Genomic DNA, 14,958 nt, shown 5'->3' with positions numbered 1-14,958 from the left:
TAAGGGTAATACAAGTGAAGCATATTGAAATCTATGATCCAAGGAGCTGGTCATTTGCAATATTACAGACACAGCGCAGAGGAGACGCTTCAGGACGTTCAGAGTTCCACGGACGGGCTCACAACCTCTGAGGCTGCGAAGAGACTGGAGACGGAAGGCTATAACGAGTTAAAGGGAAAAGCCGCAACCCCCATCTGGAAGCTATTTATTGAAAATTTTAAAGATCCCATGGTTATCGTGCTGCTGATCGCGGCCGCTGTTCAGATCGTCCTTGGACACCTGATCGAATCGCTAATCATTTTTCTCGTCATTCTGTTAAATGCGGTAATCAGCGTTGTGCAGACCAAAAAGGCCGAAAGTTCTCTGGATGCACTCCGGCAAATGTCTGCTCCCGAAGCCAAAGTCATTCGTGACGGGCAGAAAAAAACGATTCCCGCGCGGGAACTTGTTCCCGGCGATATTGTCTTGCTGGATGCAGGGGATTATGTCCCGGCAGACGGCCGTATTTTGGAATCAGGCAGCTTGCGCATCAACGAAGGCATGCTGACAGGAGAATCCGAAGCAGCAGAGAAACACACAGATGCCATCCCGGAAGAAGCTCCGATCGGTGACCGTCGCAATATGGCATTCAGTGGATCACTGGTGGTGTATGGTCGGGGTACGCTCGTCATTACGGGTACAGCGCTGAAAACGGAAATCGGCAAGATTGCCGAATTGATTGAAAATGCAGAGGCGAAGGAAACTCCATTGCAACGGAAATTGGAATCCTTTAGTAAGAAGCTTGGCTTCTTTATCCTAGGCTTGTCGATTCTTATTTTCGCCATCGAAGCAGGACGTGTCTGGCTAACTGAAGGAACGGAAAATATCGGACCATCCATTGTGAATGCCCTAATGTTCGCAGTTGCCGTTGCTGTCGCTGCCATTCCAGAAGCTCTTTCCTCCATCGTGACGATTGTATTGTCTCTGGGAACGAATAAAATGGCCAAGCAGCACGCCATCATCAGACGTCTTCCTGGCGTGGAAGCCTTGGGTTCTGCCAGTATTATCTGTACTGACAAAACAGGAACGCTCACTCAAAACAAAATGACCGTGGTGGACTATTACATTCCCCATGGCACAAAAGATCAATTCCCCGATGATCCCAAACAGTGGTCTGCAGAGGAACGGCGTTTGTTACATATTGCAGTACTCTGCAATGATTCGAATATTAACCAGGAAGGCAAGGAACTTGGTGATCCCACCGAGGTAGCGCTCATCGCCTTCAGTAACCGGGTGAACAAGGATTACAATGAAATTCGTGACCAGTTTCCGCGTGAAGCCGAACTTCCTTTTGACTCGGATCGGAAATTGATGAGCACTGTGCACACATTTGAAGGACAGACGGCTTTGCTGACCAAAGGTGGACCGGATGTGCTGTTCAGTCGCTGTAGTCATGTATTTATGAACGGTGAAGTTCAGCCATTGACATCTGAGATTCGCACGCAGTTTGAAGAAAAGAATGAAGCTTTCTCCAAACGGGCCTTCCGTGTGCTAGCCTACGCCTACAAAAAGTTTGATGACAAAAATCAGGTCACGGTAGAGGACGAATATGATCTAACACTTGTTGGTCTGACAGCCATGATTGATCCACCGCGTGAAGCGGTATATGGTTCCATCGAAGAATCCAAGAAGGCAGGCATTCGCACGATCATGATCACTGGCGACCACAAAACAACAGCCCAAGCGATCGGTATTGATATCGGACTTGCAGGCCCGGATGATCTGGCCCTTACCGGAGCAGAGCTGGACAAACTGTCGGATGAAGAACTCGATCAGCAGCTCGAACATATCTCGGTGTATGCACGTGTATCTCCTGAAAATAAAATCCGCATCGTGCGTGCGTGGCAACGCAAAGGCAAGATTGCAGCGATGACCGGAGATGGCGTCAACGACGCACCTGCACTGAAACAGGCAGACATCGGCGTAGCGATGGGCAGCGGGACGGATGTCGCGAAAGACGCGGCAGCCATGATTTTGACGGATGATAACTTTGTCTCCATCGTGAATGCAGTCAGTGTAGGGCGTATGGTATTCGATAATATCAAAAAAGCCATTGCGTACCTGTTTGCAGGAAACCTGGGGGCGATTATCGCCATTTTGTTTGCATTAGTGGTCGGTTGGGTGAACCCCTTCACAGCCCTCCAGCTGCTCTTCATCAATCTGGTGAATGATTCCCTGCCAGCTATTGCACTGGGTACGGAAAAAGCTGAACCGGATGTCATGCGTCGAAAACCGCGGGATATCAACGAAGGCATCTTTGCTGGTGGAACGTTGCAGGCTGTCATTACACGTGGTGTTCTGATCGGAGTGGCTGTCATCGTGTCCCAATATATTGGACTTGGGATCTCGGAGGAAATGAGTGTAGCGATGGCATTTACGACCCTAATTCTGGCACGGAGTCTGCAAACTTTTGCAGCGCGCTCCAACACACAGACGATTTTCCAGGTCGGCTTCACCACCAACAAATATGTCCTCGGCTCCATCCTGGTTTGTCTCTGTCTGTATGGAATCACGTTGATTCCAGGGGTTCGCAGCATCTTCGCCATCCCGGCAGCCTTTGGCTGGAATGAGTTCCTTATCGCAGGGGGACTTGCTCTCGCCGCGGTCATTCTGATGGATGTCATCAAGTGGATTCGCAATCGTGGCACACAAGCTACTGCGTCCTAAAAATGAACACATGCAAAAGACGGCGTCCTGGTCAGGACGTCGTTTTTGTTTGATTACCATACGAACCAGTATGACATTATTGCCATATAAGAAGATTGAGCGTAAAATGATCTATTGAATTCATAGACAGGAATGGTTACGTGAAAGATAAAATTGTAATGCCTCTCTGGACTTGCTGCCTGTTCATCGTTGTGATGAACACCACCATGTTTAACGTCTCTTTACCCGTTATTATTCATGATCTTCAGATTACATCGGACCTGGGTTCCTGGGTCATTTCAAGCTACTCGATTGGTTATGCCTTGTCGACGGTGATTTACAGCCGATTGTCTGACCGTATTCCGGTACGCAATTTGTTGACGGTTGGATTGCTTATTCTGGGGTTATCTTCATTACTCGGATTATTTGCGCACAGCTTTGCGATCCTTTTGCTGACACGCATTTTGCAATCTGCGGGTGCAGGGGTCATGGCCGGACTTGGGCTTGTTATCGCGAGCCGCTATATCCCAGTGGAGCGGCGCGGAGCAGCCATCGCACTGATCTCATCAGGCAGTGCCATGGCGTTTGGGCTTGGCCCTATTGTGGGTGGACTCATTAGTGAGTACTGGGGCTGGAATGGACTTTTCGCTATTACGGTGCTTGTCCTGCTTGCGCTGCCCGTACTGCTCTATTTTCTCCCGCGTGAAACGGCCAAACCGGAGAATCCCTTTGATATGTTCGGTGCAGCATTAACCGTGATTAATGCAACTACCCTTCTGGTTGCCATTACTCAGCAGTCATGGTTATGGCTGACCATCGGTGTCATTTCACTTATTGTGCACATCGTGTATATTCGCAGGGCGAGCCTCCCTTTTGTAAATCCACATGTATTCCGAACACCCGGGTTTACCCGGCTACTGCTCATCGGCTTCTGTGTTCTGGTCGTAAATCTGGGCAATTTGTTCCTGATGCCGCTAGTGCTCGCTGATCTGTTTGGCCGTTCGTCGCTGGCTATTGGTCTGCTGATTGCTCCTGGAGCCATCGTCTCGGCATTCTGTACCCGCTTCGTAGGTCGCTGGATCGACCGTTATGGCAATATGCGTTTTCTGATGATCGGGCACATTTTGCTTGCCGCAGTACTTGCTCTGTTTATGCTGGGTCTGAATCAGTCAGCCCTAATCATCACCGGAGGTTATCTCTTTTTCTCCCCGGCACTCTCCACCTCGATAGCTTCGCTGAATAATGAAGCATCTCGGATGCTTCCCAAAGCGCAGATCGGTTCCGGTATGGGTTTATTACAGTTGATCCAATTTTTTGGCGGTTCGGTATCCGTCGCTGTCTGCGGGCTGCTGCTTCACGGCATTCCGGGCGTTCCGATAGAGGAAGCCTATCATTATGTATATGGATGTCTGCTCTTGGTCTGTCTGATCTCGCTAGTGATCGTGGTCTGGCATAACAAAGCTGCACGATCAACTTCTACGGTTACGATGACTGAGACTGGGTAGGTTGCAAACTAGGATGTATGTATTCTAGATCATTCAATCAAAACATTCATGTATTCAATCGAGTAAAAGGCCCGCGCATAGCGCGAGCCTTTTGTCGTTCATTTCGTTGTTCAAACGGTGAATCACTCTACTGAATCACTCGATCTGGTTTTTAAACAAGCTATGAATGCATTGAAATTGGCAGCGATCTCTCGTACATTTTCCTCCAGCAGTTGCTGAGCTTCCTCCGGGGTCTCTGATTCACTCTCAGCATCTTCACGCACCATCGCCTCTTCATGATCCATAACCAGTACGGCAGGAGATTCTGAATTCTTTCGGTAATCCAATAAATAGTTGTTGCCGCTGCTGACACTCCAAGCAAACGGAATAATCCGGCTCGGATCCGGATTCACATCGTCTACCAGATTGATGTTATTTGCAATGAACTGATCATCGAGAGCAGAGAAACGAATTTCCCAATCGATGACCTCTCCATTTTCAATCATATCAAATGCTTGACCGTCGGTCTTCCGTTGGAACTCCAGATATTCGTGCGGAAACACAATGCTGTAATGCTTCTGAATGTTATTGATATTCAAGTTATTCATACTCTCCCTCCCCTACAGCCCTGTCATAGCACATCATTTCCCAACCAATGCTGCTTTCCAGGCTTCCTCCACTGCTACAGGAGCTTTGCTGCTGCTCTCGCCGCCGCCCTCCTCCGTCCAAAGCGGTGGATAATACACAAATACTTGTCCTGTCTGAAGCTGTCTCATGTCGTTCTGCCAACCCTTCCAACGAAAGGTCTGATAGTACTGCTCCAGATCACCATTAGCCAACCAGTTGATGAAGCCCGAGTAAGCCAGTTCTGTCGATTCCCATTCCAGCGTGTCAGGGGCAAAATAGTATACATGTCCTGTACGGCCATACTTGCCCATATCCATTCCGAAAAACCCACCGGCGGCATCGTAGGCGACGATCATCATGCCTTCCAATGTGGGTACACACGGCTTGTCACCCACACCATTCCAACGGGTCAGACTCCCAAAAATGCGGTCACCACCCGATCCAAGTAACGTAATCCAGCCATCATCTAACACGATTCCCTCTGTCTCATAGGCAACGGCTCCCAAATAGGATTTGGTGCTTACTTGGAGGCGATAGAGCGCATCCTCTCCTGCCTCCCGCTGTGCAGGAACATAGGTGTACTTATTTTGTCCATGGTCCAATAGCTCCTTGAGTTCCTCCCAAGCGTGATGTTCCCGATCCACTAATTCGCTTACGGATAATTTATGCATGATCATTTCTCCCTTCAATCTACTTTAAATCCAATAAGGCCGTAGTTGCTCCATACGTTCACACTATTCCTTTTATGTTGCAAGCTTCACCCAGATATGCTTGTAGTCAATTTTTCCCCATGCATTTAAGGCAATGCCTTCAAGCATGGGGTGATGCTGGGCTCTCTGAAGACTGTGATACAGAAAGATGACATTCGATGAACTTTTGAGCTTTTCCTGAATGTCCAAAAGCTGCTTCATTCGCTCGTCCGGGCTCGGTTCTCTCATGCATACTGTTAACTTGTCATCCACATATGCGGTCAATTCCGGGCTGAGGTGATTACGCAGGAAACTGAAACGGGATTGATACAGCTCCAGCAGGGTAAGGTCTGCCTGCTCACCAAGCACTTCTCCAGCCATGACCAGATCGGCCTGTGCCAGCACTTGGGGGTCAGCCAGATGCTCAATCGGGAGCTTCACCACATTCAGTTGTACCCCCATCTCCTTGCATCGTCTGCTAATCCACACAGCCGTTTTTTCATTCTCCAACCATTCATACGTGTACAGGTTCAGAGGCTGACCGCCATATTCGGATCCCTGAATCCGTTTTTTTGCTTCATCCAGATCAGAACTCGCTGCGTAATCCTGCTGCGCTCCACTGAGCACAAACCCCTCCGATGCACACTGCCTGAGACCACCCAGTTCCTTAATCATTCGTTCCCGATCCAATCCCAGATCCATGGCCTGACGAAATAAAATATTCTGCTGAATCCCTGCTTTGTTCAGGTTAAAGGTCAGGTAGGTGCTGCCATTCTCCAACTGGCTGAGAGAGGGTTCACTCGTTGATTCTCTACTCGCACCCGAATATAACAGCTGCATATCCCTGCTTGTCCTGTGTGACCCAGGCTGTCCTTCATAGTCCGGCCACACCCACATCTCAATCCGATCCAGATGAGGACGCCCTTCAAAGTAATGGCCATTCGCTTCCAGAACAAGCAGGGATTCATTATTTTTGATAATCCGGAAAGGACCCGTGCCAATCGGCAGTGCTGAGAAACATTCAGCTTTATCGGGACCTCCCAAATCTTCAGGCACGATCGAACAGCGATCCGTACAGAGAAAAGCTGGAAATACCGCATTGGGCTGGGCAAAATAAAAATCAATGCAATATCTCCCTGGAGTCTCTATAGCTTTGATTAAAGAAAACATCCATTCCGAGGATGTCCTTCCTGACATGCGTTCAAATGTAAATCTCACATCCTGTGCAGTCATTTCCTGACCGTGGTGGAACCGTACTCCCTTACGTAAGTAAAACCGCCACCGGGATGATGAGTCGTCCCATTCCCAATGATGAGCTAGTCCAGGAAGAATACGTTTTTCCTCCGGATCGAATATGAGGAGTGTATCGAAGATCTGCCTTACCCAATGAGATTCAGTACGCCGCTGAACCCACGCAGGGTCCAGATGAGGGACCGGCCGGTAAAAGGGAAAACGCAGTACCTCCCGTTCCTCCCCATCGGTGCGCAAGATGCCCAGCTGTCGTTCCAGCCAATCGGTGAAGTCATCCTTCATTCGCTGCGTACCGGAAGAATCAATTAAACGCCATGCTTCATTAAGCTGCTCATTCTCCACAAGCTGCTTCGCTTTGGCTGCAAGCAGATCCGACACCGATACGTTAAAAGACATTCGGGATACATTGCCTCTTCCTCGACCGGGTATCCATGTCAAATAACCGGATTCCGTCAATTTGTTCAGCACAAGCTGTGCATTACGCCTCGAACAATCCAGCAGTTCAGTGACCTGTCCCATCGTGACTTCAATCATTTCCTGCTCAGGCACACCCTCAAAGTGAGTGCGCAAGATCAGATAATGCTCTTCTGCGTCCATCTTCACCCTCCTAAAAGGCGAAGTCGACTTGGTGAATGCTTCGCTTTTTCTTCCTCTTTTGCAAAAGTATAATGGACCTCATTACCACACGTAAAGAGGAGATTGTTATCCATGTCTGAAATCAACGTACACGCCACACCTACCACCACACTCGCCACATCCGTATGGAGAAATCCAAGCTTCATCATTCTGTTTGCTGCCAGCGGCATCATTGCTCTTGGCAATCAAATCTATGAATTGGCTCTGCCTCTTATTTTATATGAACTCACAAAGTCTCCTGTAGCGATGTCCACCATGCGTGGCATTGAATTTCTGCCGAACCTGTTTCTCGCCATGTTTATCGGTGTACTGATGGACCGGGTGCATAAGAAATGGTGGTCTATTGGCTCCATCGTGTTACAGGTTATTCTTCTGCTCGCGCTGTTTCTGTCTTTTCAATATGGTCACCCTTCCATTTATGTACTCTACGGATGCGGTTTTATGCTGATGACACTGAGTTATGTTTTTCGCAATGCATCAGCTGGCATGATCAAACAATCGGTGCCTACGCCACTACTAACCTCAGCCAACGCAGCTTTGGGTTTCACCACAACGTTAATTACCATCATGGGTGCCGCCCTATCAGGAATGCTGTTGATGTTATCCAACTTGTATACGGGTCTGTTAATTACCGCCATTCTGCTTGCGATATCCTGTATGATTCTATTACCACTGCACTCCGCACCTGTGTCCAGAGGAACATCTCCTCAGGGCTTCTGGGTGGACTTTAAAGAAGGCTGGATCGAGCTGCGTCGCAACCATATGTTACTGGTTATCAGCATTACGGTCATTTTTCTTAATGCGACCTCAGGTATGGTGGATGCAACCGTCATCTTTTATGCCAAAGACACTTTGCAACTGCGTAATCTAGAGCTTGGACTTGTACTATCTGCTGCCGGAGTAGGCGGTTTAATCGGCAGTCTGGTGGTAAGCTCCCTGCGCCGCAAATATTCAGCTGGCGTGCTGATTGTGGTGACCACACTGCTTCAAGGATTCGCCTTTCTGATCCTTTGTTTGTTCCACTCAACCTACGGACTTGCAGTGGGTCTGTTTCTGTCTGGTATTTTTCAAACTATCAGCACGATCTGCATCTGGACATTCCGCCAGGAGTCCACACCACAACACATGATTGGCCGGATCAGCGGGATTACCGGGTCTCTGTTCAAACTCGGCATGCCCTTGGCTATATGGGGAAGCGGCTGGATCTCCGAGCTGTCCAATCCTGCGTTGGTGTTCGGCATAGCCGCAGCAGCGAATCTCATCATTTTTATCTGCTGCCGTTACAGTGTACTCTGGGACCGAAAATAACGATCAACATATACAAACAGGTGGCGAGATCATACTTACCACCTGTTTCGCTGTTTCTAAGTACCTCTCCCCTTCTGAGTTCCATGAGCATCTTACGCCTTATTTCACTATTCAAATCTGTTATAATCGAACTTCATAGCTATTTATTAAGGAGGATTCAACTTGTATCGTATAGCTGCAATTACACTCCTGGCCCTGATCCTGTTCGCAACCGGTTGTCAGAAGGATGAGGCTTCATCCGTCCCTTCTCCCGAGGCCGTGCAGGTACCGGATACCCAGAAGATGTATTACATATCACCCCAAGGAAACGATTTGAACAAAGGAACCATTCAAGCTCCTTGGAAAACGTTGCAGCATGCTGCCGACCATGCTCCCCCGGGAAGCACAGTTTATTTGCGGGAAGGTCTCTATCACCAAAAAGTTAAAATCACCAGAAGCGGTAATTCATCAGGCAATCCAACCCTGTTTTCCAGCTATCCACAGGAGAAGGTCATCATTGATGGTGAAGGTCTGTCGGTACGCGGCATAGAGGGTCTGATTGAAGTCGAAAATGCCAGCTATATTACGATCCAAAATCTCGAAATCTGCAACTTTACAACCTCACTTCGGGGACAAGTGCCTACTGGAATATATGTTCACGGGTCAGGAGAGCACATTCAACTGCTGGGCAACACCATTCATTCCATTGCAAATGGGGCTAAACCTTCAGGACCCAATTTACAAGGCAGAGATGCCCATGGAATCGCGATATATGGTACGGAGCATCCCCAAGCATTGCGAGACATCATTATCAAGGATAATGAATTGTATGATCTCGTGCTAGGCTCAAGTGAGTCACTCGCAGTCAACGGGAATGTGGATACGTTTGCCATACTGGACAATACGATCCATGATACGGACAACATCGGCATTGATCTGATTGGGTATGAAGGAACTTCGGAGGACGACACCTACGATCTGGCGCGAAACGGGATCGTACGGGGCAATGAGATCTATAATATCTCTTCCAATCTTAATCCGTCCTATGGAACGACTCTCCCCAATGATAGCAATTCAGCAGGAGGAATCTACGTGGATGGAGGCAAAAATCATATCATCGACCACAATCGGGTATATCGCAACGATATCGGGATCGAGATTGCTTCGGAGCATGCCGGACGTTCGACCAGCAACATTACGTTGCAGGATAATCTGATTTTTCATAACAGGCTTACAGGCATCGCCATGGGCGGCTATGATGAGCAGCGCGGCTCTACCGAGGATAGTACGATTATGTACAATACGTTAGTGGATAACGACCTGCTGGATGCAGGCAATGGGCAGTTATTCCTGCAAGCCCAAACGAAGAACAATACGTTCAAACGAAACATTCTCGTATCGGGCAGCTCTGACGTGCTCATTTACAATGAATACACCAGTAATTCGGGGAATGTGTTTGATCATAATGTGTACTACTCCCCTGCACCACAAGAAGAGGCCCTGTGGGTCTGGAAAAACACGGAGTATTCCGGCTTTACCTCCTACACGGAGGGATCAGGAAATGACGTACATTCATTGTATGTGAACCCCCAATTTGTAGATGAGGCGAACGAGGATTTCACTCTCCAAGCCAATTCACCTGCCAAGGAAAATGGATTTATGAGCCATGAATAGATTGATATGATTCCAATTGGTGAAACTCTAAGCAAGACGAAAAAACGCTCAGCCATGATGGTGGTTGAGCGTTTTTCGTCTTTAGAATTTGAAGTACAGGCTTAACGAAGCAAATTATTATTCAGCGTCGTCGGTTATTTTTTCGACCAGTTTCCGCAAGCCATGATTGGTTTCGTTCAATTGATCAATTACATTCATAAACTCTGTGACCAGTTTGGCCTGTTCTTGTGAAGAAACTGAAATCTGGGCAATCTCCTGCTCCATATTCAGTACGGACTTTTTCACAGCGTCAAGAGACTGCTCAATCCGTCCCGTGGCTTCTTTGGTACCTGTGGACATTTTACGGATTTCTGTGGCTACTACTCCAAAGCCTGCGCCGGCTTCACCCACCCGCGCCGCTTCAATTGCAGCATTTAAACCTAGCAGATTGGTCTGTTCTGAAATTTCTTTTATGTAACTAACCACTTCGTTCACATTACTGGAATCTTCAACCGCACGTTTCGTATTGCTCAAAATTTCTTCCGAGGTTGCACTCAACTCTTCCGAATGAGCAGCTACATGCTGGATACCCTCAATCAGTCTGCTTGTAACTTCTCCTGCCTGATTCATCAGTTTTTTCAATTGATCCTGGGTATCCATACTATATGTAATGCAAAGGACTGCTTCTATCTCGTTCTGTTCATTCTTAATCGGAAGGAAATATGAATCCGTGGCGATACCAAAAACCTCAGCCGGATAATGCTCCCTTGTCTTGGATTCATTCTTTAACATTTTAAAGTCTCTGTGTATATCTGCAATTGGATCTCCTGCCTTGAAATCATATTTCAAAGCGTTGCCGGATTCGAAAAACAGGAACTTTTCCCGGTCCATGACCGATATGGAGACATCCTGACGTGTAGCTTCGCGAATAAATGGTATTGCAGCCAAAACAGCCTCAACCTGATTCATAATAATATATTCACTTCCTCTAATAGAGATAGTAGTGCTGAATATTATATCGACAGTTATTAATCAATTATGAAGGTTTACTACCATTACTCGCTGCTTCGGCTGCATGGGTCACCCGATTTCGCCCACCTGTTTTGGAGGCATAAAGCGCCTGGTCCGCTTTTTGAAACAAAGACTGTTCTGTATCTTCCTGCGAAACCGTAGCCGCGCCAATACTCACTGTAATGTTATACTCGCCCCAATCGGCAGAGGCGACCTGTGAACGGTATCTCTCTGCTATAGTCACAGCTTGCTGTCGATCACAATCCGCAAGAATAATGACAAATTCTTCCCCGCCATAACGCGCCACCACGTCCGTGCTCCGTGACACCGATTGCAACAAGCCTGCCAGGTTACCCAGAACCAGATCTCCAATCGGATGTCCATACGTATCGTTAATGCTCTTGAAGTGATCAATATCAACGACCAGAAGGGAGAAAACAGACTGAGTTTCCTGGAAGCGAGCCAAACTTTCCAGCATTTTATCCTGAAAAAATCTGCGGTTCTTGAGTCCCGTAAGCAGATCCGTCGAAGCCATCGTCTCCAGCTGATCATTTACTTTAATCAATGCCTGCTGCTTCACTTTATATTCTTCGTGCAATCGTTCAAGCTCCTGGTTCGCCTCATTTGTCGCTTGATACAGTTCCTGAAGCTTTGTTTTGGTGTTCATTATATCCTTCTCATGTTCAATTCGCTTGCGCATGACAACTACAACACAGTCGATTACGCTCTCTCCATTGCGTGTCCGGCGAACCCCGTTCAGAAGAACCGGAACATCCTGTTGGTCGCTGGTCCGAAACGAGAAGTACATCTCATCCACATGTCCATATAACTGAATGTAGGGATAGAAATACGTATGAAAAAAAAGCTTGTTGGTCACCGACATGGTTGACTCGATATGCCGTCCCAGCAGTTCGTTGCGTTCATATCCCAGCAGAGTCAGCAGGGTTTGATTGATGGATTGAATAATTCCTGAATCAGCGATTGAGAAATAGCCACATGGAGCCATATCTAATTGAATATCCATTGAAATAATTGCCTTTCCTCTCATTTTACTTTACACGCTCTGCAAATACTCTTTAATGAAGCGGCTTGTCTCTTCAGGCTGACTTAAATGTGGATAATGCCCCTTCGCCGTCATCTGTTGAAGTCTACTGTTCTTCAGATGCGCATGCAAGTAATCCCCCACTTCAACGGGAGCGATGCTGTCATCCGAGCATTGAAGAATGAGCGTAGGTACCGAGGCCCGCTCCAATTCATTCCGACAATCCGAGAAAAACGTCACCTCCGCAAATTGTCTAGCAATATGCGGATCTCTCGAACAGAAGCTTTTTTCCAACTCGTCCGTCAGCTCTTTCCGTTCCGGATTCTGCATAACAATCGGAGCGAGATAGCTGGCCCAACCAATAAAGTTCATCTGCATCATTTCCAGCAGCTCATCAATGTCACGCCGATCAAATCCGCCATAATAACCCGGAAGATCGTTTACATAACGCGGGGAAGGCCCCAGCATGACGATTTGCTTGAAATATTTAGGTTCATGAATGGAAGCAAGCATGCCAATCATGCTGCTGACCGAGTGTCCAACAAATATGACATCACTCAAGTCGAGCGCTTCCATAATCTCTAGCACATCCTGGGCATATCCTTGAAGATCACTGTATTTGTTTGGATCATAATAGTTAATTTGAGATTCACCTGAGCCTACATAGTCGAATAAAACAACTCGGTAGTTCTCCGTAAAACTCGGAACAATATAGCGCCACATATCCTGATCACACCCAAACCCATGTGCAAAGATAATCGTTTGGCTGCCTTTTCCCAGCACTTTCACGTTGTTACGCACGAGGACGTCAATCGTCATCCAAATCACCTCTCTGAGGTAGTATCCTTTTGCTATGACCTATCTGGTTATTATATCGGAAATTGTTGGGTTATGGATAAGAAATATTAATTTTCATTACTTTGGATACATAAAGAACAATCCACTTTGTATGCCAAAAGGCCCTCTCATCACGAAAGGGCTCTTTGTACTTATTTTTTATTCTTGGCTATTTTACAGTGAGAATCACACGCTGATAATGCTTCAACTGATGCTCCCCATTATCAATTAAAATGTTTAGTTGAATTTGTATAACCAGGGTGTAAGCTTTTCCCATTTTGATATATGATTATGCTTATGACTATGAGTAAATGTAACTGCTTAAAAATAATCCTAACACCAGGAGGGATCAGACACCGATGGAAAAGCTGAATGCCGCCCTTATCCGTTTTGTGGAGCAGCAAGATTTATATAATGAAGCATATGGACTTTTCAAAAATCATGATCTGCGTCCTCGTGAACAACATCGCCAGCCGGAAGTGGACGAACGAATCCCGCTCTCTCCAGAGCTGCAATATCTGTACAGCCACTACGAGATGATGGATGAACAGGCCAACGGCACACTCAAAATGAAAAATGCAGCTGTCGAGATCGGTGATGCAGCTCTAATCTTCTTTGTTGCACCTGAACATCTCTATCGTCAACAACTGGGGCACCGCTGGATCGGAATGAACGAACCTTATGAGGAGTCAGACTCTTGGCAAAAAAATCATGTTGTCATCGCAAATTTTAACGATGATCCAATAATCGTTGATACAGCTGCACCGGACTCACCGGTATATGCTGCTTTTGCAGGTGAAGAACCTCAGCTTATTGCCGATTCATTAACAGACTTTTTCAATGCACTGGCCATCCTGATTGAAGCTGCACGGACCCATACCGGGGAATTGAAGGACGAGGAAACTTATGAAACCATACCCGAATATCTGGAGCATGTCGAACCTATATTGAATGATTTACTGGGAGAAGAGCATACTGCACATTTATTCGAGTATTTGTCATTTCGTTAAAAGTAAAGGATCACAAGATACGGAGGGTTGAATCATGATTTATGTTGCTTTGCTGCGGGGCATTAATGTGGGCGGGAATAACAAAATCAATATGAAGCAGTTAAAAGAAACGTTTGAGCAAGCAGGCTTGCTGGATGTGGTGACATATATCAACTCAGGAAATATTATCTTTGCCGATCATCAGGAACGCGTGGATGCGAATACAGAATTATCCCAGATTCTTGAACAAGCCATAGCTGTCGATTTTGGCTTACAGATCAAAGTGATGGTACGTAATCTGGATGAAGTCCGAACTGTTATTCAGGCACTACCGGAGGACTGGAAAAATGATGCCACGGCCAAAAGTGATGTCATGTTCCTCTGGGATGAAGTGGATGATGCATCCGTTCTGGACAAACTGCCCATCAAACCGGAGATCGGCACATTGCTATATGTTCCCGGAGCCATTTTATATTCCGTCAGTAAAGAACTTGTTACCAAAAGTGGTATGAACAAGCTCATAGGCTCCAAGGTCTACAAATATATGACGGTTCGGAACGTGAACACGACCCGCCAGATTTACAAGCTGATGCAGGTTGCGGCTGAGAAGTAACGTGAATCAGCTGATATTGAGCTCTTCCAATGACCAAGAAATAGACTGTAAATGTTCAATCAGACTGGTTAAATAAAGATGTGAAAATTCCCCAGGAGAGGCCCCGGGGAATATCATCAAGAACGCTTCCTGCTTGTTGCCTGCAATAGGCATG

The 14,958-nt window shown here is 47.0% G+C and carries 13 protein-coding genes; 6 read left to right on the top strand and 7 right to left on the bottom strand.

Features of this window, described 5'->3' with window-relative positions; translation table 11 throughout:
- The first annotated feature begins 54 nt into the window (after positions 1 to 54).
- Both ACR1R9_RS04100 and ACR1R9_RS04095 read left to right on the top strand, forming a co-directional pair.
- A complete protein-coding gene (locus ACR1R9_RS04100) occupies positions 55 to 2,706 on the top strand; it encodes a cation-translocating P-type ATPase (RefSeq protein ID WP_433921664.1) in 2,652 nt (883 codons plus the stop codon).
- Positions 2,707 to 2,864: 158 nt separating this feature from the next.
- Positions 2,865 to 4,190, top strand: a complete 1,326-nt coding sequence (locus ACR1R9_RS04095; RefSeq protein ID WP_433956453.1) for an MFS transporter — start codon at positions 2,865 to 2,867, stop codon at positions 4,188 to 4,190.
- Positions 4,191 to 4,312: 122 nt separating this feature from the next.
- On the opposite strand, the gene ACR1R9_RS04090 is transcribed toward ACR1R9_RS04095, so the two are convergent.
- The 3 genes from ACR1R9_RS04090 to ACR1R9_RS04080 form a co-directional block, all read right to left on the bottom strand.
- Positions 4,313 to 4,777 carry an SMI1/KNR4 family protein gene (locus ACR1R9_RS04090; protein WP_433921666.1) on the bottom strand — a complete coding sequence of 155 codons (465 nt, stop codon included), beginning with the start codon at positions 4,775 to 4,777 and terminating at the stop codon, positions 4,313 to 4,315.
- A gap of 33 nt (positions 4,778 to 4,810) precedes the next feature.
- The gene (locus ACR1R9_RS04085) at positions 4,811 to 5,467 is read right to left on the bottom strand and encodes a DUF2625 domain-containing protein (RefSeq protein ID WP_433921667.1); all 657 of its coding nucleotides are present in this window, start codon (positions 5,465 to 5,467) and stop codon (positions 4,811 to 4,813) included.
- Positions 5,468 to 5,539: 72 nt separating this feature from the next.
- Positions 5,540 to 7,333, bottom strand: a complete 1,794-nt coding sequence (locus ACR1R9_RS04080; protein WP_433921668.1) for an ABC transporter substrate-binding protein — start codon at positions 7,331 to 7,333, stop codon at positions 5,540 to 5,542.
- 111 nt (positions 7,334 to 7,444) lie between these two features.
- Between ACR1R9_RS04080 and ACR1R9_RS04075 the strand changes: the two genes are divergently transcribed.
- Complete coding sequence (locus tag ACR1R9_RS04075; protein WP_433921669.1) at positions 7,445 to 8,680, top strand: MFS transporter; 1,236 nt, start codon at positions 7,445 to 7,447, stop codon at positions 8,678 to 8,680.
- Between the two features lie 162 nt (positions 8,681 to 8,842).
- Positions 8,843 to 10,333, top strand: a complete 1,491-nt coding sequence (locus ACR1R9_RS04070) for a DUF5123 domain-containing protein (protein ID WP_433921670.1) — start codon at positions 8,843 to 8,845, stop codon at positions 10,331 to 10,333.
- Positions 10,334 to 10,450: 117 nt separating this feature from the next.
- Here the strand turns inward: ACR1R9_RS04070 and ACR1R9_RS04065 are convergent, their stop codons facing one another.
- The 3 genes from ACR1R9_RS04065 to ACR1R9_RS04055 all read right to left on the bottom strand — a co-directional run bounded on the left by ACR1R9_RS04065 (position 10,451) and on the right by ACR1R9_RS04055 (position 13,184).
- A complete protein-coding gene (locus tag ACR1R9_RS04065) occupies positions 10,451 to 11,281 on the bottom strand; it encodes a methyl-accepting chemotaxis protein (protein WP_099857154.1) in 831 nt (276 codons plus the stop codon).
- Positions 11,282 to 11,348: 67 nt separating this feature from the next.
- Positions 11,349 to 12,347: a sensor domain-containing diguanylate cyclase gene (locus ACR1R9_RS04060; protein WP_433921671.1), complete on the bottom strand. Its 999-nt coding sequence runs from the start codon at positions 12,345 to 12,347 to the stop codon at positions 11,349 to 11,351.
- Positions 12,348 to 12,377: 30 nt separating this feature from the next.
- Positions 12,378 to 13,184 (bottom strand): alpha/beta fold hydrolase, encoded by an 807-nt coding sequence (locus ACR1R9_RS04055; protein ID WP_076287965.1) that lies wholly within the window; start codon positions 13,182 to 13,184, stop codon positions 12,378 to 12,380.
- Positions 13,185 to 13,561: 377 nt separating this feature from the next.
- Between ACR1R9_RS04055 and ACR1R9_RS04050 the strand changes: the two genes are divergently transcribed.
- Positions 13,562 to 14,212 (top strand): hypothetical protein, encoded by a 651-nt coding sequence (locus tag ACR1R9_RS04050; RefSeq protein WP_433921672.1) that lies wholly within the window; start codon positions 13,562 to 13,564, stop codon positions 14,210 to 14,212.
- Positions 14,213 to 14,246: 34 nt separating this feature from the next.
- Positions 14,247 to 14,804: a DUF1697 domain-containing protein gene (locus tag ACR1R9_RS04045; RefSeq protein ID WP_175383244.1), complete on the top strand. Its 558-nt coding sequence runs from the start codon at positions 14,247 to 14,249 to the stop codon at positions 14,802 to 14,804.
- A 6-nt stretch (positions 14,805 to 14,810) separates the two neighbouring features.
- On the opposite strand, the gene ACR1R9_RS04040 is transcribed toward ACR1R9_RS04045, so the two are convergent.
- Positions 14,811 to 14,957 carry a hypothetical protein gene (locus tag ACR1R9_RS04040; RefSeq protein ID WP_433921673.1) on the bottom strand — a complete coding sequence of 49 codons (147 nt, stop codon included), beginning with the start codon at positions 14,955 to 14,957 and terminating at the stop codon, positions 14,811 to 14,813.
- Position 14,958: the final 1 nt, after the last annotated feature.

It is taken from the genome of Paenibacillus taichungensis (assembly GCF_050994985.1).
In the GTDB taxonomy this organism is placed as follows: domain Bacteria; phylum Bacillota; class Bacilli; order Paenibacillales; family Paenibacillaceae; genus Paenibacillus; species Paenibacillus taichungensis.
This window is presented reverse-complemented; position numbering and strand designations above follow the sequence as displayed.